This window comes from Bradyrhizobium xenonodulans (genome assembly GCF_027594865.1).
GTDB lineage: Bacteria > Pseudomonadota > Alphaproteobacteria > Rhizobiales > Xanthobacteraceae > Bradyrhizobium > Bradyrhizobium xenonodulans.
The window spans coordinates 308,865-335,038 of record NZ_CP089391.1; the positions used below are offsets into that span (position 1 = coordinate 308,865).

25 protein-coding genes are annotated in these 26,174 nt (G+C 64.8%); 11 read left to right on the forward strand and 14 right to left on the reverse strand.

Annotated features, from left to right (window positions below; all coding sequences use genetic code 11):
* Positions 1-8 precede the first annotated feature (8 nt).
* Together I3J27_RS01475 and I3J27_RS01480 are read left to right on the forward strand one after the other, a co-directional pair.
* A complete protein-coding gene (locus tag I3J27_RS01475) occupies positions 9-1,328 on the forward strand; it encodes an SDR family oxidoreductase (protein ID WP_270164372.1) in 1,320 nt (439 codons plus the stop codon).
* Entirely contained in the window at positions 1,328-1,735 is a 408-nt protein-coding gene (locus I3J27_RS01480; RefSeq protein WP_270164373.1) for a thiol-disulfide oxidoreductase DCC family protein, read from the forward strand. The genes I3J27_RS01475 and I3J27_RS01480 overlap by 1 nt, the downstream gene beginning before the upstream one ends.
* 8 nt (positions 1,736-1,743) lie before the next feature.
* On the opposite strand, the gene I3J27_RS01485 is transcribed toward I3J27_RS01480, so the two are convergent.
* The 8 genes from I3J27_RS01485 to I3J27_RS01520 all read right to left on the reverse strand — a co-directional run bounded on the left by I3J27_RS01485 (position 1,744) and on the right by I3J27_RS01520 (position 9,608).
* On the reverse strand, positions 1,744-2,571 hold the full coding sequence (locus I3J27_RS01485; RefSeq protein ID WP_270164374.1) for a protein NO VEIN domain-containing protein: 828 nt from the start codon (positions 2,569-2,571) through the stop codon (positions 1,744-1,746).
* Between the two features lie 45 nt (positions 2,572-2,616).
* Positions 2,617-3,867, reverse strand: a complete 1,251-nt coding sequence (locus I3J27_RS01490; RefSeq protein WP_270164375.1) for a flavin monoamine oxidase family protein — start codon at positions 3,865-3,867, stop codon at positions 2,617-2,619.
* A gap of 170 nt (positions 3,868-4,037) precedes the next feature.
* The gene (gene typA, locus I3J27_RS01495) at positions 4,038-5,864 is read right to left on the reverse strand and encodes a translational GTPase TypA (RefSeq protein ID WP_270164376.1); all 1,827 of its coding nucleotides are present in this window, start codon (positions 5,862-5,864) and stop codon (positions 4,038-4,040) included.
* 237 nt (positions 5,865-6,101) lie between these two features.
* The gene (locus I3J27_RS01500) at positions 6,102-6,392 is read right to left on the reverse strand and encodes a hypothetical protein (protein WP_270164377.1); all 291 of its coding nucleotides are present in this window, start codon (positions 6,390-6,392) and stop codon (positions 6,102-6,104) included.
* On the reverse strand, positions 6,389-6,634 hold the full coding sequence (locus I3J27_RS01505) for a hypothetical protein (protein ID WP_270164378.1): 246 nt from the start codon (positions 6,632-6,634) through the stop codon (positions 6,389-6,391). The genes I3J27_RS01500 and I3J27_RS01505 overlap by 4 nt, the downstream gene beginning before the upstream one ends.
* Positions 6,631-8,064, reverse strand: coding sequence for a radical SAM protein (locus I3J27_RS01510; protein ID WP_270164379.1), 1,434 nt, complete (start codon positions 8,062-8,064; stop codon positions 6,631-6,633). The genes I3J27_RS01505 and I3J27_RS01510 overlap by 4 nt, the downstream gene beginning before the upstream one ends.
* Entirely contained in the window at positions 8,045-8,761 is a 717-nt protein-coding gene (locus I3J27_RS01515) for a prolipoprotein diacylglyceryl transferase family protein (protein ID WP_270164380.1), read from the reverse strand. The genes I3J27_RS01510 and I3J27_RS01515 overlap by 20 nt, the downstream gene beginning before the upstream one ends.
* A gap of 82 nt (positions 8,762-8,843) precedes the next feature.
* Positions 8,844-9,608, reverse strand: coding sequence for a Crp/Fnr family transcriptional regulator (locus I3J27_RS01520; protein ID WP_270164381.1), 765 nt, complete (start codon positions 9,606-9,608; stop codon positions 8,844-8,846).
* Between the two features lie 162 nt (positions 9,609-9,770).
* Here I3J27_RS01520 and I3J27_RS01525 point away from each other — a divergent pair, with 162 nt between their 5' ends.
* On the forward strand, positions 9,771-10,178 hold the full coding sequence (locus I3J27_RS01525) for a response regulator (RefSeq protein WP_270164382.1): 408 nt from the start codon (positions 9,771-9,773) through the stop codon (positions 10,176-10,178).
* A 24-nt stretch (positions 10,179-10,202) separates the two neighbouring features.
* Here the strand turns inward: I3J27_RS01525 and I3J27_RS01530 are convergent, their stop codons facing one another.
* Both I3J27_RS01530 and I3J27_RS01535 read right to left on the reverse strand, forming a co-directional pair.
* Positions 10,203-11,750, reverse strand: a complete 1,548-nt coding sequence (locus I3J27_RS01530) for an alkaline phosphatase D family protein (RefSeq protein ID WP_270164383.1) — start codon at positions 11,748-11,750, stop codon at positions 10,203-10,205.
* Between the two features lie 104 nt (positions 11,751-11,854).
* Positions 11,855-13,300 (reverse strand): TAXI family TRAP transporter solute-binding subunit, encoded by a 1,446-nt coding sequence (locus I3J27_RS01535; protein WP_270164384.1) that lies wholly within the window; start codon positions 13,298-13,300, stop codon positions 11,855-11,857.
* 151 nt (positions 13,301-13,451) lie between these two features.
* Between I3J27_RS01535 and I3J27_RS01540 the strand changes: the two genes are divergently transcribed.
* Both I3J27_RS01540 and I3J27_RS01545 read left to right on the forward strand, forming a co-directional pair.
* Positions 13,452-13,751, forward strand: coding sequence for a 4a-hydroxytetrahydrobiopterin dehydratase (locus I3J27_RS01540; RefSeq protein WP_270164385.1), 300 nt, complete (start codon positions 13,452-13,454; stop codon positions 13,749-13,751).
* 122 nt (positions 13,752-13,873) lie between these two features.
* Complete coding sequence (locus tag I3J27_RS01545; RefSeq protein ID WP_270164386.1) at positions 13,874-14,260, forward strand: YkvA family protein; 387 nt, start codon at positions 13,874-13,876, stop codon at positions 14,258-14,260.
* A gap of 174 nt (positions 14,261-14,434) precedes the next feature.
* Here I3J27_RS01545 and I3J27_RS01550 read toward each other — a convergent pair whose 3' ends face one another.
* The 3 genes from I3J27_RS01550 to I3J27_RS01560 all read right to left on the reverse strand — a co-directional run bounded on the left by I3J27_RS01550 (position 14,435) and on the right by I3J27_RS01560 (position 17,753).
* Complete coding sequence (locus tag I3J27_RS01550; protein ID WP_270164387.1) at positions 14,435-15,589, reverse strand: TAXI family TRAP transporter solute-binding subunit; 1,155 nt, start codon at positions 15,587-15,589, stop codon at positions 14,435-14,437.
* A gap of 17 nt (positions 15,590-15,606) precedes the next feature.
* On the reverse strand, positions 15,607-16,473 hold the full coding sequence (locus I3J27_RS01555; protein ID WP_270164388.1) for a hypothetical protein: 867 nt from the start codon (positions 16,471-16,473) through the stop codon (positions 15,607-15,609).
* A gap of 305 nt (positions 16,474-16,778) precedes the next feature.
* A complete protein-coding gene (locus I3J27_RS01560) occupies positions 16,779-17,753 on the reverse strand; it encodes an NADPH:quinone oxidoreductase family protein (RefSeq protein ID WP_270164389.1) in 975 nt (324 codons plus the stop codon).
* A gap of 220 nt (positions 17,754-17,973) precedes the next feature.
* Here I3J27_RS01560 and I3J27_RS01565 point away from each other — a divergent pair, with 220 nt between their 5' ends.
* From I3J27_RS01565 to argG, 6 genes are all read left to right on the forward strand, one after another.
* The gene (locus I3J27_RS01565) at positions 17,974-18,813 is read left to right on the forward strand and encodes an SDR family oxidoreductase (protein WP_270164390.1); all 840 of its coding nucleotides are present in this window, start codon (positions 17,974-17,976) and stop codon (positions 18,811-18,813) included.
* A 119-nt stretch (positions 18,814-18,932) separates the two neighbouring features.
* Entirely contained in the window at positions 18,933-19,595 is a 663-nt protein-coding gene (locus I3J27_RS01570) for an invasion associated locus B family protein (RefSeq protein WP_270164391.1), read from the forward strand.
* Between the two features lie 169 nt (positions 19,596-19,764).
* On the forward strand, positions 19,765-20,967 hold the full coding sequence (gene rlmN / locus I3J27_RS01575) for a dual-specificity RNA methyltransferase RlmN (RefSeq protein ID WP_128959621.1): 1,203 nt from the start codon (positions 19,765-19,767) through the stop codon (positions 20,965-20,967).
* A gap of 127 nt (positions 20,968-21,094) precedes the next feature.
* The gene (locus I3J27_RS01580; RefSeq protein ID WP_270164392.1) at positions 21,095-21,589 is read left to right on the forward strand and encodes a hypothetical protein; all 495 of its coding nucleotides are present in this window, start codon (positions 21,095-21,097) and stop codon (positions 21,587-21,589) included.
* A gap of 58 nt (positions 21,590-21,647) precedes the next feature.
* Positions 21,648-22,424, forward strand: coding sequence for a phosphatase PAP2 family protein (locus I3J27_RS01585; protein ID WP_270164393.1), 777 nt, complete (start codon positions 21,648-21,650; stop codon positions 22,422-22,424).
* Positions 22,425-22,517: 93 nt separating this feature from the next.
* Entirely contained in the window at positions 22,518-23,855 is a 1,338-nt protein-coding gene (gene argG, locus I3J27_RS01590) for an argininosuccinate synthase (protein ID WP_270164394.1), read from the forward strand.
* 134 nt (positions 23,856-23,989) lie between these two features.
* Here argG and I3J27_RS01595 read toward each other — a convergent pair whose 3' ends face one another.
* Positions 23,990-26,104 carry an OmpA family protein gene (locus I3J27_RS01595; RefSeq protein ID WP_270164395.1) on the reverse strand — a complete coding sequence of 705 codons (2,115 nt, stop codon included), beginning with the start codon at positions 26,102-26,104 and terminating at the stop codon, positions 23,990-23,992.
* Positions 26,105-26,174: the final 70 nt, after the last annotated feature.

Sequence of the window (26,174 nt, forward strand, 5' to 3'; positions counted from 1 at the left end):
GGGATACGATGGGTCAGCGAACCATTTTGGTGCTCGGGGCCTCCGGCCTGATCGGCCGCTTCGTCACCGACGATCTGCGCGCGCGGGGATTTCGTGTGGTGGGCGTGGCGCGCAGCCTGTCGCCGGCGCAGACAATGAGCGCGCGGGACATCGAGCTGCCGATCCTGTCGCTCGATGCAGCCGCGCTGACGCGCCTCCTCAGCGAGCATGCCGTGGATGTCATCGTCAACTGCCTCGGCGTGCTTCAGGATGGCCCCGGCAGCGACACCAATGCGGTGCATCGCGATTTCGTCGCACGGCTGCTTCGGGCGATCGGCGACAGCGGCCGTGCGATCCGGCTGGTGCATATCTCGATCCCCGGAATGGCCGAGGCCGATCGCACCGCGTTTGCGACGACCAAGCGCGAGGCCGAGCGGCTGATCGCGGCATCCGGCATTCCCCACGCCATCTTGCGACCCGGCTTCGTCGTGGCGCCGTCAGCCTATGGCGGCAGCGCCATGCTGCGCGCGCTCGCCGCTTTCCCGCTCGACCTGCCGGCCAAGGAGATGGTGACGCCGTTCCGGCCCGTCGCGGTCGAGGATATTGCGGCGACCATCGCCTGGCTCGCCGCGCGCGATATCGAAGACGTCTCCGTGAAAGCCGTGAGCTGGGACCTGATGCAGACCGAACCCGTCACCATGGCTGGCGTCATCGCGCAGTTTCGTCTCGCATTCGGCACGGCAGGCTGGCCGCGCGTCGCAATGCCGCCCTTCATGCTCGGTCTCGGCGCAAAGCTCGGCGATCTCGTCAATCATCTCGGCTGGATGCCGCCGATGCGCACCACCGCCATCGCCGAGCTGCGCCGCGGCGTGCGAGGTGATCCCTCCGCGTGGATCGCCGCCACGGGCATCGCGCCGAAGAATCTGGCGGATACGATCGGGCGCCGCCCCGCCACCATCCAGGACAAATGGTTCGCGCGGCTGTTCCTGATCAAGGCGCTGATCGTCGCAAGCCTGGTCGTGTTCTGGCTCGTCTCGGGATTCATCGCGCTGTTCGTCTCCTATCGGGCCGCGGCCGGCATTTTGACGTCGCACGGCTTCGCACCGGCACTGGTCGATCCCATCACCATCGGCACCAGCCTGATGGACATGAGCATCGGCGTGCTGATCGCCTTCAGCCGCACCGCGGCGATCGGGCTCATCCTGGGCATCGTCGCTTCGCTCGGTTACATGTTCGGCGCAGCGATCCTCACGCCTGACCTCTGGATCGAGCCGTTAGGTGCGCTGGTGAAGACAGGACCGGCGATCGTGCTGATGCTGGTGGCATTGCTCATGCTGGACAATCGGTGATGGGGAAATGGCCCGACGACGACGTGATCCTGTTCGACGGCGTCTGCATCTTCTGCTCGCGCTGGGTTCGCTTCGTCGCCAAGCGCGACACGGCGAGGCGGTTTCGCTTCACACCGATTCAGTCGGACTACGGCGCGAAGCTCGCGCGCACCTTCGGCATCGATCCTGACGATCCCGATACCAACGCTGTGGTCCACGGCGGCGAGGTGTTCATGAAATCAGACGCTGCACTGACAGTGCTGTCGCTTTTGCCGGGATGGGGCTGGGTGCGGATGCTGTTCGCCGTGCCGAGGCCGCTACGAGACCCCGTCTACAACCGCATCGCGCGCAACCGCTATCGCATTTTCGGCAAGTACGAGGCGTGCTTCGTGCCGGATGCCGATCTGCGGGCGCGGGTGATCGAGTAGTACCCTCGTCAAGAGAAAGAGGCTTCGTAGTTGAGCGGCGAAAGGCGAACGAGTTTCTCCAGCGGCGGAGTTAACTCGAACATACGAGGGTGTGCCGAGAAATCAAAAACCCGGCAAAGTCTAAAAGCGTCTGGCCGTTCTGAAGCCAGAGAGAGCTCGTTTCTCGTGATGTAAAACGGTGTGACGTCCGCGCCGACCGTTGTCTTTACTTCGAGCAGTCGTTCTCTGCCTTGCGCGTCGAAAGAGAGTATGTCGTAGCCTGCGCCGTCACCAAGTTCTTCCGAAATCCATCGAATTTTCCTGGCAAGATCGGGGCGTTCAAGCTGAGTTAGTCTCTGGCGTTCGTGATGGAAGACCAGCTCTTCTCCGTCGCGACCTAGTTTGCGGTTACGGAAGTCCCGTTCGACCGGGTTAAACTTACGGATCAACCGCTCTATGTCCGCCTTGCGCGGCGAAACTGGCAGGAGCGGTGGAGGGGCTCCCACAAACAGGCCTTGCCGCTCAGCCCACCCGTCCACGACCTTCTCCGGGTGCAACGCAGCCGGATTATGAGAAAGGTACCGATCAATCGCAGGAATAATCGCGGCTTGATGATTATCGGCCGGGAAATAGCCCTTGATGCTGGGCAGGCCCAACTTGACCAGCACTGCCGAAATGTTCCGATGCTTGAATTCGACGGAACTCTTGCTTCGATCGAGACTATCTCTCAAAGCCCGATTGTGTGCGGCCTTGTTATAGGGAATGCCGGAGATCTCTTCGTCGAGCATGCTAAAATAGTCGGCGACGATGCGATCGAGCTCTTCGTCAGTCCAGTCTGGTTGTCCGCCGCCGGCCATACGCAGGAAAATGAACCAAATGGTTATGGGCGTCCAGTCCCGGGTTCATGACCAGTCGGATGTCGCCACCAGCACTTCCTGCGCCGCCCGTTCTCCACTGTCCCGCGCTCCATGCGCCGTCGTGAAAAACTCCGGCGACGTCGCCTCGCCTGCGAAGAACAGTCGTCCATCTACCGGCGCCGCCAGCACAGCGCGATCTCCGGCGTGGCCCGGCAGCGCGTGCGAATACGATCCCCGCGCGAATGGATCATGCGCCCAGCGCGACTCGTATAGCGGCTTCAGCTTGCGGCGGATGTCGTTGCCGAGAAAGCCTGCGATCTCGTCGATGCTCTGCGCGGCAATGGCGCCTTCGCCGGCATCTTCCAGCGCGCGGGCAAAGCTGCCGCCGAAAAAGCCTTCGATGCAGGGCTGGCCGAACGGGCGGATGTGGTAGGTGCCCATCTCGGTGCGCATGGTGGCGCCGCGCAGGTTTGCTTCTTTCGGGAAGGCTTCGGCGCCGTCGAGCGCCAGCGTCACCTTGTCGTCGACACCGAGCGGCAGGCCGGCTGCCGCATCGACCTTGGCGGGGAGCGGCGGCGAGAAACGGATGTCTCCGTCTGCGATCAGATTGGTCGGCACGGTGACGATCACCTTGTCGGAAGTCAGCGTGCCCTGCGAAGTCTCGACGCGGATGCGCTTGCCGGAATGATCGATCAGCGTGACGTTGCAATTCAGCGCCACCGGGCAGGGCGCGCCATAGGCTGCGACCAGCGCGCCATAACCGCGACGGATACGCCAGTTGATGTCGCTGTCCTCATAGGCGTCCCAGTCCAGCGTCGACATGTCCTTCAGCTCGCAGCCGTTGACGTAGGTCGAGACCGCGTCGATCATGGGATTCCAGCGGTTGCCGGGTTCGAGGCTGAGGCTGGCGGGTTCGTCCTTGCTCCTTTGCGCGGCCTTCCACATGCGCTCATAGAATGCCTCCATCGCGCGCATGAAATCGTCGCGCTCGCTTTGCGGAAAGGCGTTGCCGAAGGCCCGCTCGCGCCAGGGCGGCAGGTCCTTGTTGAGCTCGAAACCGAGTTGTTGCGCGATGGCCACGAAGGAGTTTTTGTCCGCCGAGTGCAGCCAGCCGCAGCCGACGTCGAAAGTGACCTCGGGCGAGGCCTGCACGGTCCAGGCCCGGCCGCCGAGCCGGCCCCGCGCCTCCAGCACGATCACGGAGAGGCCGGAGCCAGCCAGCGCATGCGCCGCGCCGAGGCCGGCAGCACCGGCGCCGATGATTGCGACGTCGACGGAGGAGGGCAGAGAGCTCATGGCCGGGCTCTAGCACGTTCGCTGAGTGTGCTGAAGCCGCCACACGCACAACTGTCATCACCCGCGAAGGCGGGTGATCCAGTATTCCAGAGGCGGTCGTTGTCGAGCCGATAGGCTGCGGCGTACTGGATTCCCCGCTTTCGCGGGGAATGACAGTGAGGACTTGGCTTTTACGCCACCGCTTCCTTGGCCTTTTCCGCGCGCTTGCGCTCGTTCGGATCGAGGTGCTTCTTGCGCAGGCGGATCGACTTGGGAGTGATCTCGACGAGCTCGTCGTCCTCGATATAGGCGAGCGCCTTTTCCAGCGTCATGCGGATCGGCGGGGTCAGGCGCACAGCCTCGTCCTTCGACGTCGTGCGGATGTTGGTGAGCTGCTTGCCCTTGAGAACGTTGATCTCGAGATCGTTGTCGCGGGTATGCTCGCCGACGATCATGCCCTTATAAACCTTCCAGCCGGGCTCGATCATCATCGGGCCGCGGTCTTCCAGCTTGAACATGGCATAGGCCACCGACTCGCCCTGGTCGTTCGAGATCAGCACGCCGTTGCGACGGCCCTGGATCGGGCCCTTGTAGGGCAGGTAGTTGTGGAACAGGCGGTTCATGATCGCCGTGCCCTTGGTATCGGTCATCAGCTCGCCCTGGTAGCCGATCAGGCCGCGGGTCGGCGCGTAGAACACCAGGCGCAGGCGGTTGCCGCCGGACGGCTTCATCTCGATCAGCTCGGACTTGCGCTCGCTCATCTTCTGCACGACGACGCCGGAATGCTCCTCGTCGACGTCGACCACGACCTCCTCGATCGGCTCCAGGGTCTGGCCGGTGGCTTCGTCCTTCTGGAACACGACGCGCGGACGCGACACCGAGAGCTCAAAGCCCTCGCGGCGCATGGTCTCGATCAGGATCGCGAGCTGCAATTCGCCGCGGCCCGATACTTCCATCGCGTCCTTGTCCTGGGATTCGACGACGCGCAGCGCGACATTGCCTTCGGCCTCGCGCAGCAGGCGGTCGCGGATCAGGCGGCTGGTGACCTTGTCGCCTTCGGTGCCGGCGAGCGGCGAGTTGTTGACGATGAACGACATCGATACGGTCGGCGGATCGATCGGCTGCGCCTGCAGCGGGATCTCGACGGTCGGATCGCAGAACGTGTCGGCCACGGTGCCCTTGGGCAGTCCGGCGATGGCGACAATGTCGCCGGCTTCGGCAATATCGACCGGCTGGCGCTCAAGGCCGCGGAACGCCAGGATCTTGCTGATCCGGCCGGTTTCCACCAGCTTGCCGTCACGCGACAGCACTTTCACGGCCTGGTTCGGCTTCACCGTGCCGGATGTGATGCGGCCGGTGATGATGCGGCCGAGATAGGGGTTGGCCTCGAGAATGGTGCCGAGCAGCCGGAACGGACCTTCCTCGACCACCGGCGGCTTCACATGCTTGAGCACGAGATCGAACAGCGGCTTCATGCCGACGTCATGGGATGCGTCCGGCGAGTCAGCCATCCAGCCGTTCTTGCCCGACCCGTAGAGAATCGGGAAGTCGAGTTGCTCGTCGGTGGCGTCGAGCGCCGCGAACAGGTCGAACACCTCGTTGACGACTTCGGAGATGCGGGCGTCAGGACGATCGACCTTGTTGATGGCGACGATCGGCTTCAGGCCGAGCTTGAGCGCCTTGCCGACCACGAATTTGGTCTGCGGCATCGGGCCTTCGGCGGCATCGACCAGCACGATCACGCCGTCGACCATCGACAGGATACGCTCGACCTCACCGCCGAAATCGGCGTGGCCGGGGGTGTCGACGATGTTGATCTGGGTATCTTCCCAATGCACCGAGGTGCATTTGGCCAGAATGGTGATGCCGCGCTCACGTTCCAGATCGTTGGAATCCATCGCGCGCTCGACCTGGCGCTGGTTGTCGCGATAGGTGCCGGATTGCTGCAGCAGCTTGTCGACCAGGGTGGTTTTGCCGTGGTCGACGTGGGCGATGATGGCGATGTTGCGAAGGTTCATGAGTGAGCTTCTTTGCGTTCGAACAATGGGTTTAGCGCGATCTCGCCGGTCGGACCGGGACCTCTTCTCGAAACAACGCTGGAAGACTGGAAAAGGGCGCTCGCCGCCCAAAAAGGAAGCCCGGCCATATCGACCGGGCACCCTACGCGTTGCGGCGCAATATATGCAAAAACCGCCAAAAAACAATGTGTTCTTTGGGCCTTGGTTGACTGAATTTTGTCCGGGAATCTCCGGGGGTTAGCGACCGTTTTGGACGGGCGGGGCCTTTCGCCCCTTGATCGCCGCCCAGATCAGGGCGGCCCCGCCGATGCCGACGACCAACCCCAGAAAGACCAGCGGCGCCATGTCGGCGGCGATCCGGCCATCCTCGACCACCGACATTCCGCCGAACAGGAGCGCGCAGAGACCCGGCAGCAGCATGAATATCCCTAAGATCGCCATGAGCGCGGTCAGGCAGCCGCTGCGTGGCGTGGGCGGGGGAGGAGGTGGTAGGGCCGAAGCCGGTTGCTGGTTGTCAGGATTGCTCATGATGGCGGTGGCCCAAGTCCCCATTTTCTGATCGCGGCGGCAAGCAACAGGACGGCGGCGGCGACGCTCAGCACCAATCCGATCAGGCCGAGCGGGCCCCTGCCATCTAAACTCACCAGGCAAACGCCTGGAAGGAGCAGGATGATGCCGATGATGACCATCAGTGCCGTCAGGCAGCCGTTCCGTTGCGGCGGCCCGGCGGGCGGCGGCCGCGAATTCGGCGCGCCCTCGGTGCCGCTCATCCCCGCAATGCCCTTTCCGCACCGACTTCCGAAGCAAGCGCTGCCCGAATGCCATCGATCTTGCCGTTGCGGTAGAACAGATTGTAGGTGTCGAACGGAATGATCGCGCCGCTCTCGGTGACGAAATGGATGCAGGAGCGCTTGACGTTGCCGACGCAGAAATTGAAGCGATCGAGGAATTGCACGATGGTGACGCGGAAGACGTTTTCGTAACCGAGCCCCTGAGGCACCTCGAAGCTCGGCAGGCAGCACAGCAATTCGCAGACGCGCTCGGAGGTGTTGAGCGGGCCTGACGACAGCGAAAAGAGATCGACGAATTTCTCCCGCAGCACCGGATATTTTTCCGGGCTGATCGTATTGGGCATCGCGGCGACCAGCTGCTCCTGCGGGATCAGCGAGGTCAACGGCAGCACCTTCTCGCCGTTGCGCAGGCCGTAGCCGATCGAAATGCTCTCGGGATTGCACGGCAGCGGGATCATGTCCTTGTCGCCGAACACGCCGGTCTCGATCACGCGCTTGCGAATCTCCGACAGCATGATGCGGTCGGTATTTTTGTCGAAATTCTCGTTGCGGCCGGCGTCCTGCACCGGCTGGAGCGTGACGCCGCGCACGCATGTCCAGGTGAGCGCGTGGCGGACGATGTCGCCGATCTCGGCATCGTTGACGCCGCGCTTGATGGTCGCGACCAGGGTGGTCGACACGCCGTAATGTTCGAGATTTTCCAGCGCCTGCTGGCGGATTTTTCGCAAATCCGCGCCGCGCAGATTGACCAACGCATCGCGCTGAAGCGAATCGAACTGGAGATAGACCTCCAGTCCACGCTTGTTCTCGGCGAGCCGCGCCACGAAATCCCTGTCGCGGGCGATGCGCAGGCCGTTGGTGTTGATCATGACGTGGCGGATCGGGCGGGCGCGCACGGCGTCCAGGATCGCGAAGAAATCCGGATGCAGCGTCGGCTCGCCGCCGGAGAGCTGCACGAGATCGGGCTCGCCTTCGCTTGCAACCAGCGCGTCCAGCATCTTCTCGACCGTCGCGAGCGGGGTGAAGCGCGACCGCGCGGGCGAGGATTCGGCGAAGCACACCGGGCAGGTGAGGTTGCAATGCTCGGTGATCTCGATCAGCGCCAGGCAGGAATGCTGCTCGTGGTCGGTACACAGGCCGCAATCATAGGGGCAGCCGAATTCCGTCCGCTGCTGGAATTGCAGCGGACGGTCGCCGGGCTTGATGAAATCCTTGCACAGCCGCCAATAGGCCGCATCCGTCGACACCAGCGTCGACTGGACGCCGTGCTCCCTGCAGCGCTTTTCATACCAGACCTCATTACCCAGGATCTGGATCTTGGTTGGCACCAGCTTCAAGCAGGTCTCGCAGAGAGATTGGGTCTGGCCCCAGAAGATATAGGGACGCGACTTACGCAACGGCGCGTTCATGCAGGGGTCTCGCTTTTGGCCCTGTCGCCAGCATGATTGCGGCGTAGAGCAGGATGGACAGCGACAGCAGGTGAAACAGGGTGAAGGGGCCGATCAGCGTGCCGTAGGGCTTGAGGAATTCCCATAGGAAGCGCTGCGCTCCATAGTAGACGAGAACCAGGTAGAACCCATTGGTGATCACAAAGGCGTTCCGGTTCACGACGGCCAGCACATAGAGCAGCGCGAACAGGGCCATTGCCGCGCTCTCGTAGAGCTGCACGGGATGGCGCAGGATGCCGTCGCCGAAATCATGGCCGAACGGCAGCGTCGTCGGCGTGCCATAAGTGAAATCGTCGAGGCCCGCGAAGTAGCAGCCAAGCCGGCCGAGCGCGATGCCGAGCGCCAGCGGCAGCGCGAAGCGCGCGCCGGTTCGCACCGTGATGCCCGCGGACCATTTGTAGAGCTCGATCGCCACGATGCCGCCGGCGAGCGCGCCCTCGACCGAGCGCGCGATGCCGCTCTGGCCCGACAGCCACAGATTGCTGGAGCCGAACAAATAGGCCCCCAGCCCCGCACCGAACACCAGCGCGGCGACATAAGGCATCACGAAGGATTGCGCCGGAAACCGCAAATCCTGTCGCGACAGCCACCACACAGCGGCAGCCGCCGTCAGCCATGCCAGGATGTCGAAGACTGTGTGAAGGAAAGCCCCGCTCATGCGGGGGTGAGTATAGCACGGCCACGTTCAAAAAAAGCGCGCCGCGCATTGACCACCTTCTCACATGGGGAGAAGGAAGAAGCTATCCGGCCTCGCGCTCCTCGGTCGGATAGACGCCGCGCAGCACCTCCTCGAAGTGCATCTTCACGGCATCGTTGCACAGGCAGGCGCGCAGGCGCAGGCCTTCGATATTGCGGACCAGGATCGAACCGCGTCGCGTGTCGAGCACGCCCTCGACCCGGAACGACTGGAGTACGCGGCTCGCATAGCTGCGGCCGACTCCGAGCAGCGTCGCGAGCTGCTCATGCGTCAGCGGCACGCTGCTCTCGTCGCCGGTCCGCTCCATCGCCGCAATGATCCACTTCGCCGTACGTTGTTCAATGGAGTGAATGGCGTTGCAGGCGGTGGACTGGAAGATCTGCGCCAGCATGCAGTCGGCGTAGCGGGCGAAGATGTTGCGCAGCGAGGCCGAGCGCAGCTTGGCCGCTTCCAGCTTGGCGACGTGAATGTGCGCGAACGGTCCGCCGAATTTCACGCAGATGCGGGTATAGGCCGGCAAAAATCCTTCGCTGACGATGCCGCCCACCGCGCCTTCGCGGCCGACCAGGATGGTCTCGACATCGCGGCCGTCTTCATTGGGGACGAGAAATGTCGCGAGCGAGGGGCCGCAGGGAAAGTGCACGACCTGAACGTCGTCGCCGGGATTGTAGAGCAGCTCATGGGCCGCGGCATCGTCAACGGCGACGTGTGGCGCGAGCAGCGCGTAATCCGCCGGGCTCAGGCGTCGCAGCAGATTGTTGGCAGGCCGGCTGTTGACCTCGGTCGTCTTGCTGATGCGCGCGTCCATCGTAAATCCCCTGCTCTCCTTCAACACTAGCGCGGTCCGTTCGTGGGCTGTGTGCACAAGTGGACAGACGTAAAAACTGTTCTGTGGTGAGTTTCGTTCCGGGAACCCTCCGATGCGCTGGGCGCAGGCGTCGGGATGAGGCTGTCCTTCACGGATAAAAACATGCAGCCCTCGATAGCCAGCACCATGATACCTATTTCGCCGGATGGATCGGCCGACGTTCCCGCTGACGTGCTGATCGTCGAGGACGATCCGATCATCGCGATCGACTTCGAGGATCGCCTGCTCGGCTTCGGCGTGAAGCGCGTGCGCACCGCGGGGTCGGTTGCGCAGGCGCTGGCCGCGATCGAAGCGCGCGCACCGGATTTCGCGCTACTCGACGTCGAGCTCGGTCGCGAGAAAAGCTTCGCGGTCGCCGACCGGCTCGCGGCAGCGCAAATTCCCTTCGTCTTCGTGACCGGCTACGGCGCCGAGGTGCGGATCGCGCCCGAATTCAAGATGCGGCCGCGGCTGCAAAAGCCCTGCCCGAGCGACGCGCTCGAGGCCGCGCTGCGCATGCGCGGCGCCTGACCACTCGTCCGAGTTCTCGCAGCTTCAGGAAAGTTTCGGATCGAGCGTGGTCGACCACAACGCGACGTCGGCGCGGTCGCGCAAGGTCACAATCATCTGGCCGGATGCACCATCGATCTTGACGTGACCGAAGAACTGCATGCCGGCCGACGGCGGCAGGTTCTGATTGTTGGGGCCGGGCGCCTTGACGAAACGCACCTCGGGTCCAAACGTGTTGTCCATCTCGCCCGGTCCGAATGTCCCGGCATGCAGAGGACCCGAGACGAATTCCCAGAACGGATCGAATTCCTGAAACTGTGCCTTGTCCGGGTTGTAGTAGTGCGCGGCGGCGTAGTGCACGTCGGCCGTCAGCCAAACCGTGTTGCTGATCGGTGCCATCTTGATGAAGCGCAGGAGGTCGGCGATCTCGAACTCGCGGCCGCGCACCGGGCCATCACCTTGTGCAAACGCCTCCGAACCCTTTTTGTTTGCGGCATCGTCATAGACCAGGATGCTGAGCGGCATATCGGAGGCAATCACCTTCCAGGTCGCACGCGAGTTGAGCAGCCCGCGTTTCAGCCATGCCATCTGATCCGGACCGAGGAAATAACTGGCCGGGCCGTATTCCGTTTCCAGATTGGCGCCGTTCGGGCCGCGGTAGCTGCGCTCGTCGAGCACGAACACGTCGAGATGCGGGCCATAGGAGATCTGGCGATAGACGCGGCCGGGCTCAACGATGCTCTCGCGCATCGGATACATCTCGTGGAAGGCGCGGCCTGCGCGGGCCGCGAGCAGCGTGATGTCGCGCACCTTGTAAGTCGCCGGCAACTCCTTCGACAGCGACCAGTTGTTGGTCACCTCGTGGTCGTCCCACTGCGCGAAGATCGGCACCTCGGCATTGAAGGCGCGGAGATTGTCGTCGGTCAGATTGTATTTGTGCGCGGCGCGGTACTCGTCGAGCGTCTCGGCGACCTTGGCTTTCTCCGGAATCGTGACGTTCTTCCAGATCTTGCCGTCGGCGAGCTTCACCTCGGATTGAATGGGGCCGTCGGCATAGATGGTGTCGCCCGAATGCAGGAAGAAATCCGGACGATGCTTGCGCATCGCGGAAAAGGTGAACATGCCGCCGTCATCGGGATTGATGCCCCAGCCTTGCCCTGCGACGTCGCCGCCCCAGACGAAGCTGACGTCACGGCGGTCGGCCGGCGCGGTGCGGAAGCGGCCGGTCACCGGCTCACCCTCAACAGCGGTGTGGGAGAGATCGCGGAAGCGGACGCGATAAAAGATGTCCTGTCCGCTTGGCAGGTTTTCCAGCAACATCTTTGCGGTGAAATCGCTTTCGGGCAGCGCCGCGATCGGCGGCAGCGCGCGGGCGTTCTTGAAGGATTCGGTGGTCGCGACCTCGACCAGCATCTGCGCGGGACGATCGGTGCGCGCCCAGACCACCCCGCCGTCGACGGTGACGTCGCCGGACTGCACGCCATGGGTCACCGCCGGCCGGTCGGCGGCGCGCGACAGATGCGGCATCGCGATGGCGCCGAGCGCACCGGCACCGGTCGTGAGGAAGCGGCGGCGGGAGAATTTGATTTTCATGGGACGGTCTCGATATCGCGTGAGACGGCCGCTCAGGCAGCCGCCACGGTGAAGTCAGACGCTATAGTGAGACATTGTGACGCAGCGATTACGTGCGCAAGCGTCTACGCGTTGCCGGCGGCCCTGAACTGTGTGCCGGCGCGCGGCGGATTCTGCGGCAGGCTGAATAGCACCGCCTTGCGGTCGGCGACGGCGGCGTGGAACTGGTCGAGGACGATGTTGAAGGCCGTGAGTGCGCTCTCTTCAATCGCGCCGTGATCGAAGCAGCGCAGCGTGTCGCGCAAGATCTCGTCGGCTTCGGCCTGCATCTGGTCGAGCTCTTCGGTCGCCTCGCTCTTGCGGGCCGCCGCGATCATGTCGAACAGGCGTTCGCGCAAATGGCTGTTATTGTCGCGCTCGTCCTTCTTCAGATAGCCCGCGAACCAGGCGCCCAGCGAGCCCATCGCGGAGAGCGCCATCAGGCTCCACCAGATGTAATCGCTGTATTTGTCGAGGAAGGTCTTTTCCTCGCCGTCGACGAAGGCGGCCGCGCCGGGATGCACCGGGATTACCGCATCCTTGTCGGTGTCGGGCGTCTCGATCTTCGCTGCCAGCGGGAATTCAGTCACGAGTTGCTGGCGCACGGCGAAGAGCTGGCGCGTGAACGCCGCGATGGTGGTCTCGGACACAGCTTTGCGCGCCACGATGTGGTGCGAGAAGCTGATGGTCTTGACCTCATCCTCGGGACGATCGGGCGAGCCGCCATAGGTGCCGGCGGGAATCTCCGAGGCTTCATAGACCGGGTGGTTCTGCGCGATGGCATCCGCGGAATCGATCGCGAGGAAGGTCGGCGTGCCGCTGTCCTTGGCGGAGGCAGCGATCGCATCCGACGTGATCTTGCTGTTGACGGGGCCCGCCGCGAGATAGGCATCGGCTTTCTGGGCCTTGATCGCTTCGGCGGCTTCATTGGCCGGGAACTGTATCACCTCGACCTTGGCGGGATCGACGCCGTATTGCTGGAGGATCACCTTGAGCAAATTGACGTTGGCCTGGGTGCGGCCGATCACCCCGACGCGATGGCCGGCGAGCTGCGCGATCTTGGTGATCTTCGCGCCCTTCTTCTTGCCCTTGCCGGGGACGGACCACAGCACCACGACGTTCTTGCGCAGGGTCGCGACCGCCTGCGCGTTCTTCGGCACGTCGACGTCGCCGCGCACGATGGCGAGATCGGCCTTGCTTTCTGCCAGCGCCACGGCGCTGGCGGTGGCGCCGTCGGTCTGGATCGGTCGCAGCCGCACCTGGCTTTTGTTCTGGGTGAAAGCCTGCGTCAGCGCCTGCACGACCTTGAGGTCGTCGCTGTTGGCGGGGCCGACCGCGATCTTCAGCGTCACCGGCCGCATCGCAAAATAATAACCGCCGGCGAGCGCGCCAATGATCGCAAGGACGAGCGCCAGGGACACGAGCGCCGTCTTCCGCGCCGCGGATCGCGGCGAAGGCGGAGAGGGCGTTTCGGCCAGGTCCAATCCCCCGGTCATCGATCTCCCAAACAAGCGCTTGAGGCTCAGTTTCATCTTGGCCGGCGATTTACGCCCGCAATTGTAGCAAATTTCTTGTCCGACGGGGTTACATCTCCGTCATGGTTAGCGGATCGACGAAATCCCGTATGAACCCGGGCCGTATGCACGGTGTTAGGGTAAAGTTCCCCTGAAAACGGAGGCCATCATGGCAGAGCGGCTGACGGCGGAAGCACGCAAGCAGGCGCTGGGCGCCGTACCGGGCTGGACCGAGGTTCAGGGCCGAGACGCCATCGGGAAGACCTTTGTCTTCAAGGATTTCAACGAGGCGTTCGGCTTCATGACCCGCGCGGCGCTGGTCGCAGAGAAGATGGACCACCACCCCGAATGGCGCAACGTCTACAAGACCGTGGAGGTGGTGCTGTCGACCCATGACGCCGGCGGCGTCACCGCGCTCGACATCGAGTTCGCCAAGGCGATGAACGCGATCGCCAGGCTGACGGCTTAGCTGACACCGGGCTGACATCTTGCGAGGGCTGGTGGCATCCCCATGTTGTGATCAGCGGGTGATGCGGCGATCCGCCGTTCTTCGCGAACGTTGCTTTTGGCTGAACGGGGAGTTTCTCGAACATGGCTGCCGAACACAGCGTCGGCTTCGAGCCGGCCGATCGGCTCGCGGAAGATCGCGAGAGCGTGCGCCGCCGCTTCTGGCGCAAGCTGAAGCGTGTCGCTGCGCACCTGCCGTTCGCGGAAGATCTGCTCGCGGCCTATTACTGTGCGTTCGACCGGCAGACGCCGCGCCACGTCCAGGCCTCGCTGCTCGGGGCGATCGCCTATTTCATCCTGCCGTTCGACTTCGTTCCCGACGTGATGCCGATCCTCGGCTTCACCGATGATGCCGCCGTGCTCGCCACCGCGATCCGCATGGTCGCCAGCCACATCACGACGGAGCATCGCGAAGCCGCCCGCGCTGTGTTGAAGCGCGGGGTGGATGAGGGAGATGCGGAGGCCGCGTAGCCGCTGTCGCCCCGCATTCCACTGTCATTCCCCGCGAAGGCGGGGAATCCAGTACGCCGCAGCCCATCGGTTCAATCACTGTCGTCTCGGAATACTGGATCGCCCGGTCAAGCCGGGCGATGACAGCTCGTGTGCGGATCGCGCTCGCGACAACATTGGTCGCAATGACAACTGCTACTTCTTCTCCGCCCGCGCCTTCTCCGCGTCCCAGGCCTGGAATTGTTTGAACAGCGCTTCCTTGTCCGTGTCGGACACCTTTGCGGCCGCAGGAGTCTGCTTCAGGAACGCCTCGAAGCGCTGGCGCGCGACCGGCTCGACGCCGTGCTTGTCGAGCCATTGCTGCGCCACCGGCAATCTGCTCCAGCCGGACAGGGGAGCCGCGAGCGAGACCTCCTTCCACTTGGGATGGAAGGGCGGGTTCTGGAGCGCGGGGAATTTCGTGAAGAACGCGTCCACGAACAGTGCGAGCTTGCGGTAGCGCTCGGTGTTCGGCGCCCAATTATACGCCGCGAGCACCGCAGGCACCGCGATCGTGTCGACGCTCTCGCCCTCCTTGATCAGGTTCGGATAGTCCTTTGCGGTCAGTGTCGCCGGCAGATAGTCGCTCTGGAGCGGCTTGGCATAGTCGACCCTGGCAAGATGGAAGCGGCCGTCATTGCCGAAGGTCGAGACCGATTTGTACGGCTTGCCGCCGACCACGATGACGGCGTCGATCTCGCCGGCCTTCAGCTTCTCCATCGCGATGCGCTGCTCGACATAGACGAATTTCGCCTTGATCCCGAGCCGCTCGAACACCGTGAGCGCGGTGATGAAGGTGCCGCCGTTCGGCAGGTCCACGCTGACGGTCTTGCCTTCGAGATCTTTCAGTGTGGCGACCGTTTTCGGCGCGATTACCTGCATCTCCTCGTTGTAGAGTTTGGTGACGTAGGTGAACTGCCGCTTGATGTCCTTGGCAAAGCCCTTGCGCTCGAGATAGTCGAGCGTGTCGGCCCGCACGATGCCGAGATCGACGCCTTGCAGGAACAGGATGTCGGCGACGCTCTGAACCGAGCCGCGGCCGACGATCGGCAGCACGCGAATCCTGTTGCCGTCGTCGAGCACGGAGGCGAGGTCGGCGCCGAACTGCACATAGGTGCCGCCGATCGTGCCTGTGATCAGCGTGACGGTGTTGGCGTTCAGCGACTGCTTGGTCGAGGTCGAGCCGAACCGGAAGATGGCCTTCAAACTATCCGAGACCTTGGCCGGATCGTATTCGGTCTGCTCGGCGCGCGCCGATAGGCCACAGACCGCCATTATGGCGACGAGCGCCATTTTCAAAGTGGTACGCATGATGTCCCCTGCTGGCTCTAGTTCTGGAGTTGGGTGAGGCGCTGCTGCGCCTCGGCCGATCCAAGCTGCGCGGCTTTCCGGTACCAATCGCGCGCGGCTGCGGCGTCCGCGGTGACGCTCCGCGTGTCCCTGGTGCCCAGCACGGCTGGATCATAGGTCTGCGCCAGCACGAACGCCGCTGTCGCATCCTGTGCATTGGCCGCGCGTTCGAGCAGGAGCCGCGCCGCGGCGATGTCGCCGACGGTCATCAGGCTCCTGGCGCGCGCCATCAGCGCCGCCAGCGTGTCCGCGTCGAGCGTCTTGATGGGCGGAAGTGTCTTGGCGGGCGGAGGTGGCTCGGCCGGTGCCGCAACGGCTATCGGCACAGGCGCCGGTGCCTGCGCCTGTAGCGCGCTCTGATAGGCCGTTACGATCGCCTCGCGGCTCGGCGTTGACGGTGCAGGGAGATCCTGCGTGTCGGCACTCGCCAGCTTCGCGTCGGTCACGCGCGCCGGATCCTTGCGCGGCGTCTGCGGTACGGCCGGCGCATTGGTCGACGCCATGGCTTGGTCCGCCGCGATGCCCATCCAGCTACCGGCGTTGGCGGCGAAGAGGCCGCGGAGGTCGGACTGAAACAGCGCGGCCAGAACAGCCAGCGTGGATGCCGCCAGAACTGCCGCGAGAGCACGCGGGATAATTCTGGAGCGCAGCTCCATTGGCGCATATTCGCGTGGGTCCGGCGCGCCGAGCGGATCGGACAGGAAGAGTGGAATTGGATCGTCCTGCGAAAGATCGGCCCGTGCGGCGCGCGCACGGATAAAGGACGCGGTCGGCGGATGTGATGCTACTCGATTGGAGTCGAGCGCCCTCGACTCCGTCGACGGGCGACGCGCCGTCGTCTCCATGGTGATGCTCCCCATACTAACGCAACGCAGGGGCATTCCCGGCTTCAGTCTTCTTGCTTTTGTCCAGAAGTGTCCCGCAAATGGAACCGGTAAAACGCCGTTTGAATCAGCCCAAAAAGCGACGACGGTTTGCGCGAATTGGGAAATAGTTGGGTTTGATTCGGGCGAGGCGGGGGAATGCACCGCAATTTTGGCGGTGATGGTTGAGGAAGGCTCAACCAGACGGCGGCGCACGAAAAAGCCGGCGCAGCTTCGGCGACGCCGGCGATGACGGTTGAGTATGTGGTGGCGCGGTGCCTACATCCTCACGGATGCAAAATCACCTTGCCCATGGCCTGGCGTCCCGCGAGCACCTTCAGCGCATCCGCCGTTTGCGCCAGCGGGAAGGTGCGGTCGACATGAGATGAAATCTTTCCTTCGGCCGTCCACTTCACGAGCTTCTCGAGATTGGCGCGGTTCTTTTCCGGATTCTGCCGGGTCCAAGCACCCCAGAACACGCCGCGGATGTCGCAGCCTTTCAGCAGCGCCAGGTTCAGCGGCATCTTCGGAATGTCGCCCGCGGCAAAGCCGATCACGAGGAAGCGGCCCTCCCACGCGATCGAGCGCAGTGCCTGTTCGGCATACGCACCACCAACCGGATCGAAGATGATGTCGACACCCTTGCCGCCGGTGAGCTTGCGCAGGCCCTCCTTCAGATCTTCCTTGCCGTAGTTCAGCGTCAGCTCGGCGCCATGCGCCCTTGCGAATTCGAGCTTCTCGTCCGACGAGGCGCAGGCGATCACCTTCAGGCCCATCAGCTTGCCGAGCTCGCAAGCCGCAAGGCCAGTGCCGCCGGCCGCGCCGAGCACTGCAAGCGTCTCGCCCGGCTTCGGGCTGGCGCGATCTTCCAGCGCATGCAGCGCGGTGCCGTAGATGATGATGATGCCGGCCGCGCGGTCGTAGTCGAGATTATCGGGGATCTTGACGATCGACGCCGCGGGCAATGCGATCTTCTCGCGGGCGCCGTTGTGGCCGCAGGAGGCGACGACGCGATCGCCGACTTTCAGATCGGTCACGCCGGGGCCGATGCTCTCGATCACGCCGGCAACTTCGGCTGCGGGCGAGAACGGAAACGGCGGCTTGATCTGGTACTTGCCCTGGATCATCAGGATGTCAAAGAAGTTCAGCGCCGCCGCCTTGATCGCGATCACGGCCTCGCCGGGCCCCGCCACGGGATCCGGCACTTCAGCGAGCACGAGATCGTCGGGCTGGCAGTATTGCGAGCAGAGGATGGCTTTCATGGCGGCACCTTGAGCGTTTCGAGTGGAATTATAGTTGGGTCGGTTCTGCCGGAATTAATGCGGTCGGACAATCCGGATTCTTTGCCGGCCGCCATGTTCGGCCTATCCTCGTCATTGCGAGCGCAGCGAAGCAATCCAGACTATTTCCGCGGGGCGGATTCTGGATTGCTTCGCTGCGCTCGCAATGACGGAGTGTATGAAAACAACGAGGATTCAAACCATGTTTGAAACAAGCCTGCTCAAGAACAAGCGCATCCTCGTCACCGGCGGTGGCTCGGGTCTCGGCGCCGCGATGGGGCGCCGCTTCCTCAGCCTAGGCGCCGAGCTCGTGATCTGCGGCCGCAAGCTCGACCGGCTGGAGGCAACGGCGAGCGAGATGCGCGCGCAGACCGGCGGCAAGGTCACGACGATGGCTTGCGATATTCGCGATGGTGCCGCCGTCGACAGCATGATGGATACGATCTGGCGCGAAGCGCCGCTCGACATCCTCGTCAACAATGCCGCCGCCACCTTCATTGCACAGAGCGAGCATCTGTCGTTCCGCGCCGCGGATGCGATCCTCTCGCCGACGCTGCACGGCGCGATGTATTGCACGCTCGCCGCCGGCAAGCGCTGGATCGACGGCAAGCATGGCGGCGTCGTGCTCTCGATCCTCTCGACCTCGACCATCACCGGCCGCGCCTTCACCGTGCCGTCGGCGATGGCGAAGTCGGCCGTGCTGGCGATGACCAAAAGTCTTGCGGTGGAATGGGGCCCGAAGGGCATCCGCACCGTCGCGATCGCGCCGGGGCCGTTCCCGACTGCCGGTGCATCGGGGCAGCTCCGCCCTGAGGGTCGTGACGACGGCTGGACCTCGCGCAACCCGCTTGGCCGCACCGGGGAGCACAGCGAGCTCGCCGATCTCGCCAGCTTCCTGGTCTCGGACCGCGCCGGCTACGTCAACGGCGAAATGGTGGTGATCGACGGTGGCGCGCATTTGCGCAGCTCCGGTGCCGAGGATCTGCTCGGCTGGACCGACGCGCAATGGGCCGAGCAGCGCGCCGCGCGATCCAAGGGCTGACGAACTGGGCTGACCCGCTAACTACCTTCCCAAACTGAACTTTCCCGGTTATCCCTGCCCCGGGGACAAAGCGCGACCGGGCCATCTTCCAGTCACAATATTGAGGGAACCACTCCAGCATGTGGCGGGTGCTATCTTTAGCTTTGATGATCGGCATGATGACGTGCGGGATCGCGGATCTCGCGCGGGCGCAGACGGCGCAACCGGCGCCCAAGGCTGCACCGAAAGAGGCTGCACCGAAAGCGGCGGCGCCGGCGACCCATCCGACTGCCAAGTCGGCTGCAAAGCCCGAGAGCAAACCGGCCGCCCCGCCCGCAGCGGTTGCGGGCGGCGCCGAGCCGACCCTGATCGGCCAGTTCGGCACCTGGGGCGCCTATTCGGCCACCCCCAACGGTAAGAAAGTCTGCTTCGCATTGGCCAAGCCGTCATCGTCGAAGACCAACCCGCCGAATCGGCCGCGCGATCCCGCCTATGCCTTCGTCTCGACCCGGCCGGCGGAAAAGGTGAACAACGAAGTTTCGGTGATGATCGGCTACGCGCTGAAGCCCGGCTCGGAATCCTCGGTCGAGGTCGGAGGGGCCGCTTTCGCGATGTACACGCAGGGCGACGGCCTCTGGATCAAGAACGCGGCCGAGGAAGAGCGGATGGTGGAAGCCATGCGCAAATCCGCCGATCTCGTGGTCAAGGGCGTCTCGGCCAAGGGGACCGAAACGACCGATACCTTTTCGCTGAAGGGCCTCGCCCAGGCACTCGACCGGATCTCGCAGGATTGCAGGCGTTAAGGCTGCCCGCATAGCTACGGTCGCAATCGGCAAGTCCGGTTGCTATATAGAGCCGGTTCCAAGTTTTTCCGTCATTTCGGGATGGTCCGAAGACCAGACCCGGAATCTCGAGGTTCCGGGTTAGGCTCTTCGCGCCGTCCCAGAACGACCCAGCAATTTAGGCCTAACGATGCAACCGACGACCGAGCCGCACAACGCCATCCTGGTGGAGAAGACTCCACTCGAAACCTACGTGCCGCCGGCAAAACCGTCGCTGATCGGCCTCTCGCGCACCGAGCTTGCCGACCGCCTCGGCGAGATCGGCGTCGCACCCGCGCAGCGCAAGATGCGCGTGCAGCAGCTCTGGCACTGGCTCTATTTCCGCGGCGCCCAAAGCTTCGACGACATGACCTCGATCTCGAAGGGCATTCGCGCCGAGCTCGCGCAGCATTTCACGGTCGATCGTCCTGAAGTCGTGGCCGAGCAGATCTCCAACGACGGCACCCGCAAATGGCTGCTGCGTCTGCCGAGCGGCGACAATGTCGAGCGCGCCCATGAGGTCGAGTGCGTCTACATCCCCGAGACCGATCGCGGCACGCTCTGCGTCTCCTCGCAGGTCGGCTGCACGCTGAACTGCTCCTTCTGCCACACCGGCACGCAGCGGCTGGTGCGCAACCTCACCGCCGGCGAGATCGTCGGTCAGATCATGGTCGCGCGCGATCGTCTGAACGATTGGGCCGATCGCGAGGACGGCACGCGCCGCGTCACCAACATCGTGATGATGGGCATGGGCGAGCCGCTCTACAATTTCGACGCGGTGCGCGATGCGCTGCTGATCGTCGGCGACAATGAAGGCATCGGCATCTCCCGCCGCCGCATCACGCTGTCGACGTCGGGCGTGGTGCCGAACATCGTGCGCGCCGGCGAGGAGATCGGCGTCATGCTCGCGATCTCGCTGCATGCGGTGCGCGACGAGCTGCGCAACGAGCTCGTGCCGCTCAACCGCAAATATCCGATCAAGGAGCTGCTGCAGGCCTGCCGCGACTATCCCGGCGCCTCGAATGCGCGCCGCATCACCTTCGAATATGTGATGCTCAAGGGCGTCAACGATTCGCTCGACGACGCCAAGCTGCTGGTGAAGCTGCTCAAGGGCATTCACGCCAAGATCAATCTGATCCCGTTCAATCCCTGGCCCGGCACGGCCTATGAATGTTCGGACTGGGACCAGATCGAAAAGTTCTCCGAGTACATCTTCAACGCCGGCTATTCCTCGCCGGTGCGCACCCCGCGCGGCCGCGACATCCTCGCCGCCTGCGGTCAGCTCAAGTCGGAAACCGAAAAGCTCTCGGCCAGGGAACGCCAGGCGCTGCGCGCCATGGCGATGACGGATTAGCGATTATGCTTGCGCTCTTTCGACTTCGTCATTGCGAGGAGCGCAGCGACGAAGCAATCCAGACTGCCTGCGCGGATGCATTTCTGGATTGCTTCGCTGCGCTCGCAATGACGGAGAGGGGGACGCGATGTCCCTGATCGGCCGCCTCGTCGTCATCTTCATCGGCTTCCTCGCCGCCTGTTTCGTCGGCGGCATGATCGTCGTCGTCGCGCTGCTGTTTCCGGAGTTTGCCGATCTCGGCGCGGGTCCCGTCGACCAGGGTGCGATCGACATCCTGCTTGGTTTCGGCTTCATCTTCGTCTCTGGCTTTGCCCTGGTGCCGGCGGCCGTGATCGTTGCGATCACCGAAGCGCTCTACATCCGTAGCGCGCTGGCCTATGCCGTCGGCGGCGGCCTCGTCGGGCTCGCCTGCTATCTAGGTCTCGTTCCCTTCCACTCCGACACGTTGCAGTTCGAGGGCATCGTGCGGCGTCACCTGGAGATCATGACCGGCGCTGGCATCGTCGCCGGCATGGTCTATTGGCTGATCGCCGGCCGCAATGCCGGCAACTGGCGCATCCCGCGGCCTCCTCGCAAGCCGCCTCCGCCGCTGCCGTCGAATTCGCGGCCGGATGCGCGGTGACTTGCTTACCCTCCCCCCGGGGTTTTCATCCCCTCTCCACTCCGCTAAACCGCGCGCCATGAACCGGACTGGACTTTTCATCGGCCTGGCGCTGTGGCTCGTGATCGGCGGCATTTTCGGCCTCTATCCCGAGCTCGATCTCAAGCTCGCCGCGCTGTTCTTCGATCCCGAGACGAAGACGTTTCCGCTCAAGCTGAACGACTGGGCTGGCTTCGCGCGGGATGCTGCGATGTGGGTTGCCTGGGCGTTCGTGCTGCCTCCGCTGGTCGCGCTCGTGGTCAAGATGATCCGGCCCGACCGTCCCTTGATGGTGTCGGGGCGCGCGATCGTGTTCCTGCTGGTCACCATCATTCTGTCGGCCGGCATCCTCACCAATCTCACCTTCAAGACCTATTGGGGCCGGCCGCGGCCGGTCGTGGTGACGCAGTTCGCGGGCGACCAGCAATTCGTGGCGTGGTGGGATCCGCGCGGCGACTGCGCCCGCAACTGCTCGTTCTTCTCGGGCGAGGGCGCGACCGCGTTCTGGACGCTGGCGCCGGCTGCGCTGGCGCCGCCGGCGTGGCGGCCGCTCGCCTATGCCGGTGCGGTGATCTTCGGTGTGGTCACCAGCGGGCTGCGGATGGCCTTCGGCGGCCACTTCTTCACCGACGTCTCGATTGCCGGCCTCGTCACCTTCGTCGTGATCTGGCTCGCCTACGCGCTGATCTACCGCTGGCCGCAGACCCGGTTCTCGGACGCGGCGGTCGATGCCGCCCTGACCCGGCTGAACATGCCCGCCTACCGCCTCCGCCAGCGCCTGTTCGGCCGCAAGACGAGCGCCGAACCGTCCGTTTAAGCCATTAAAGGGGTGCCGAGGCGTGCGAAATTTGATATTCGCGCGGTCAAGTTCACCCCTGACATCAGCCCTTGAGCCCCGATTGGAAGCGCCATGACCACGATCCTGAAAAGCCTCCCCAAGGGTGAGAAAGTCGGCATCGCTTTTTCGGGCGGCCTCGACACCAGCGCGGCGCTGCTCTGGATGAAGCAGAAGGGTGCGCGCTGCTACGCCTATACCGCCAATCTCGGCCAGCCGGATGAGGCCGACTACAACGAGATCCCGCGCAAGGCCGAAGCGTTCGGTGCCGAGAAGGCCGTGCTGGTCGATTGCCGCACGCAGCTCGTCCACGAGGGCATCGCCGCGATCCAGTCCGGCGCCTTCCACATCTCGACCGGCGGCATCACCTATTTCAACAGCACGCCGCTCGGCCGCGCCGTCACCGGCACCATGCTGGTCGCGGCGATGAAGGAAGACGGCGTCAACATCTGGGGCGACGGCTCGACCTTCAAGGGCAACGACATCGAGCGCTTCTACCGCTACGGCCTGCTGACCAATCCATCCTTGCGCATCTACAAGCCCTGGCTCGACCAGCAGTTCATCGACGAGCTCGGCGGCCGCGCCGAGATGTCGGCGTTCATGACCGCGCAGGGCTTTGCCTACAAGATGAGCGCCGAGAAGGCGTATTCGACAGACAGCAATCTGCTCGGCGCCACGCACGAGGCCAAGGATCTCGAAAGCCTCGACAGCGGCATCAAGATCGTCAACCCGATCATGGGCGTGCCGTTCTGGCGTGACGACTGCAACGTCAAGGCCGAGAAGGTCGTGGTGCGGTTCGAGGAAGGCCAGCCGGTAGCGCTGAACGGCCAGACCTTCTCTGATCCCGTCTCGCTGTTCCTCGAAGCCAACGCGATCGGCGGCCGTCACGGCCTCGGCATGAGCGACCAGATCGAGAACCGCATCATCGAGGCCAAGAGCCGCGGCATCTACGAAGCGCCCGGCATGGCGCTCCTCCACATCGCCTACGAGCGCCTCGTCACCGGCATCCACAACGAGGACACCATCGAGCAATACCGTATCAGCGGCATGCGCCTCGGCCGCTTGCTCTATCAGGGCCGCTGGTTCGACTCGCAGGCCCTGATGCTGCGCGAGACCGCGCAGCGCTGGGTCGCGCGCGCCGTCACCGGCGAGGTGACGCTCGAGCTGCGCCGCGGCAACGACTATTCGATCCTCAACACCGAGAGCCCCAACCTCACCTATGCGCCTGAAAGGCTCAGCATGGAGAAGGTCGAGGACGCCGCCTTCACGCCGGCCGACCGCATCGGCCAGCTCACCATGCGCAACCTCGACATCGCCGACACGCGGACGAAGCTGAAGCTCTACACCGACACCGGCCTGCTGTCGGGCAGCGAAGGCTCGCAGATCTTCCGGCTGGAGAGCGACAAAGGCTGAGGCGGCTCTCGCAGGCTGGGCAAAGCGAAGCGTGCCCATCCTACGAGTTCACGCCGTGCCGCAACCTCGCGCGCAACGGCGAAAACAAAAATGGCCGGGATCACTCCCGGCCATTTGCATTTGTACGTCTCGCCTCAGCGCGGCGGCGGTGCCGCGTTGGCCTGGCCGCCATTGAGCAGCGGCGTGATGTTGCGGACGGTGACGCGGCGGTTGATCGCGCTCGGCCCCTGCGTCTGCTCCTTCAGGTACTGCTCGCCATAGCCCTGTGACGTCAGGTTCTCCGCCGGCACGCCGAATTGCTGGGTGAGCAATTCTGCCGCGGCCTGCGCACGGCGGTCCGACAGCGACAGATTGTCGACGTCGTTGCCGACCGCGTCGGTGTGCCCCTCGATCAGGAACACCGCCTGCGGGTTGGCCTGGATCGCCTGGTTGAGGCCGTCGGCGATCGCCTGTAGCCGGGCCGCCTGCTCCGGCGGGATGGTCCACGATCCCGTCTCGAAGTTGATCGAGTTGACGTCGATGCTCGGCATCTGCATGCGAACGTTCGGGCTGTAGCGGATCTCGTCAAGCGAGTAGCGCCGATCGATTCGCTGCACCGGCGGGGCCCGCATCGTCTCGTAGATCACCTGCGGCGAGGCCTCCTGGGCATCGACGATGTAGCGATCGTAGGGAATGTTCACGACCGGCGGCGGCGCGTCGACATAGAAGCCGCCGACCGCGCGCGGATCGCGGTAGCTGTTGTCGATGATGACGATCTCGCGTCCGCGGGGGTCCCTGCGGATTCGCCGCAGCAGCGAGCCGTCGGCGCCGACCACGGTGACGATCTCGCTGCCGTCGGGACGGACCACGACGGTGCGGGTCTCGCCGCCGACGGTGTCGGTGCGGATGTCGCGGGCGCCATAGCGGAAGCGATAGAGATCGTTGCCGCGGACATAGGCCTGCCCGCCCGGATCGCGGATGATGATGCGGTCCGGCTCGGTGTAGACGGTGCGGCCGCCTTCGACGACTTCACGCCGCTGGCTGTGCATGTCGGCAATGGTCGCGCCGATCACGGCACCGGCCACCACGCCCGCACCGATCGCGAGCGGCGTCAGGTCACGCTGCTGCGGACGCGGCGGCGGCGGCAAGGGGGCCGCGACCGTCGGCGCGGCGCGGAAGGCCGGTGCGACCGTCGGCGGAGCGTATTGCGCCCTGTTTGGCGGAGGTGCTGAGGCTGGCGAGCCAGGGACGACGGTCGGTGCCGCTGCGCCGGCGGGAGCCGCAGGCCGGGGCGGGACGCCGCCGGCCTGGGGCGGCGCCGCCGGAGTCCCGGCAGCGGGCGCGCCAGCAGGAGGCGTTGCACCCTGTTGGCCGGGGGCCGGCGTCGTGCCGGGGGCGGGTGTCGGTGCCGCACCGGGACGTCCGGGCGGCGGCGTCGGAGCAGCACCGGGCGCCGGCGTGGCCGTTGGAGCGGGCGTGGCACCGGGAGCCGGCGATGGCGATCCCGCAGCCGGAGGTGCGCCGGGACGTCCGCCGGGCGGCGGTGTGCCGGGGCGACCAGCCGGCGGCGTGCCGGGCGCAGCACCCGGAGCCGGCGTTGCGGTCGGCGAAGGTGTTGCCGTCGGGGCGGGCGTAGCAGTCGCGCCGGGGCGTGCCGCAGGTGCAGCCGGTGAAGGCGACGGCGTTGCCGTAGGTGTCGGCGCCGGGCGTGCGGGTGTTGCTGAGGGCGGCGTTGCTGCTGCCGGCGGAGTCGGAGCGGGACGCGCGGCAGGCGGAGCTGCTGCGGGAGGCGGTGTCGGCGTGTGTTGCTGCGCGGCCGGGGGCGGTGGTGTCGGCGCGTGCTGCTGGGGCGCCGCGGCCGGAGGCGGCGACGGCTGCTTGGGAGCGGCTGGCGGCGGGGGCGGCGGTGTGGGTGCCTGACGCGCCGCTGGCGGGGGCGGAGGAGGTGGCGGTGTCGGACGTGACGGCGCGGCAGCCGGCGGCGGCGGGGCGGGCGGATGCGGAGGTGCAGCCGCGGGCGGCGGCGCGGTCGGGCGCGCGGGAGCTGCAGGCGGTGCCGCGGCCGGAGGAGGTGGCGCGGCCGGACGCGCAGCGGGCGGCGCTCCCTTTGGCGCTTCCTTCGGAGGCTGCTTCGATTTGTCATTCTCTGGTTGTGGCTGCGCCTGCGCGACCACGAGCGGCGGCGCGCTTTGCGCATGCGATGCGGAGCTTGCGAATTGCATCGCGGTCAGAGCCGTCGTTGCAAGCAGCACGAAACGAAGGTTGGTCATGGTGTTGAACTTCCCCGGAAGGTTCTTTGACGAAGTGCTTTGATGAACAGCTACGCGTTAGGCCGGAATG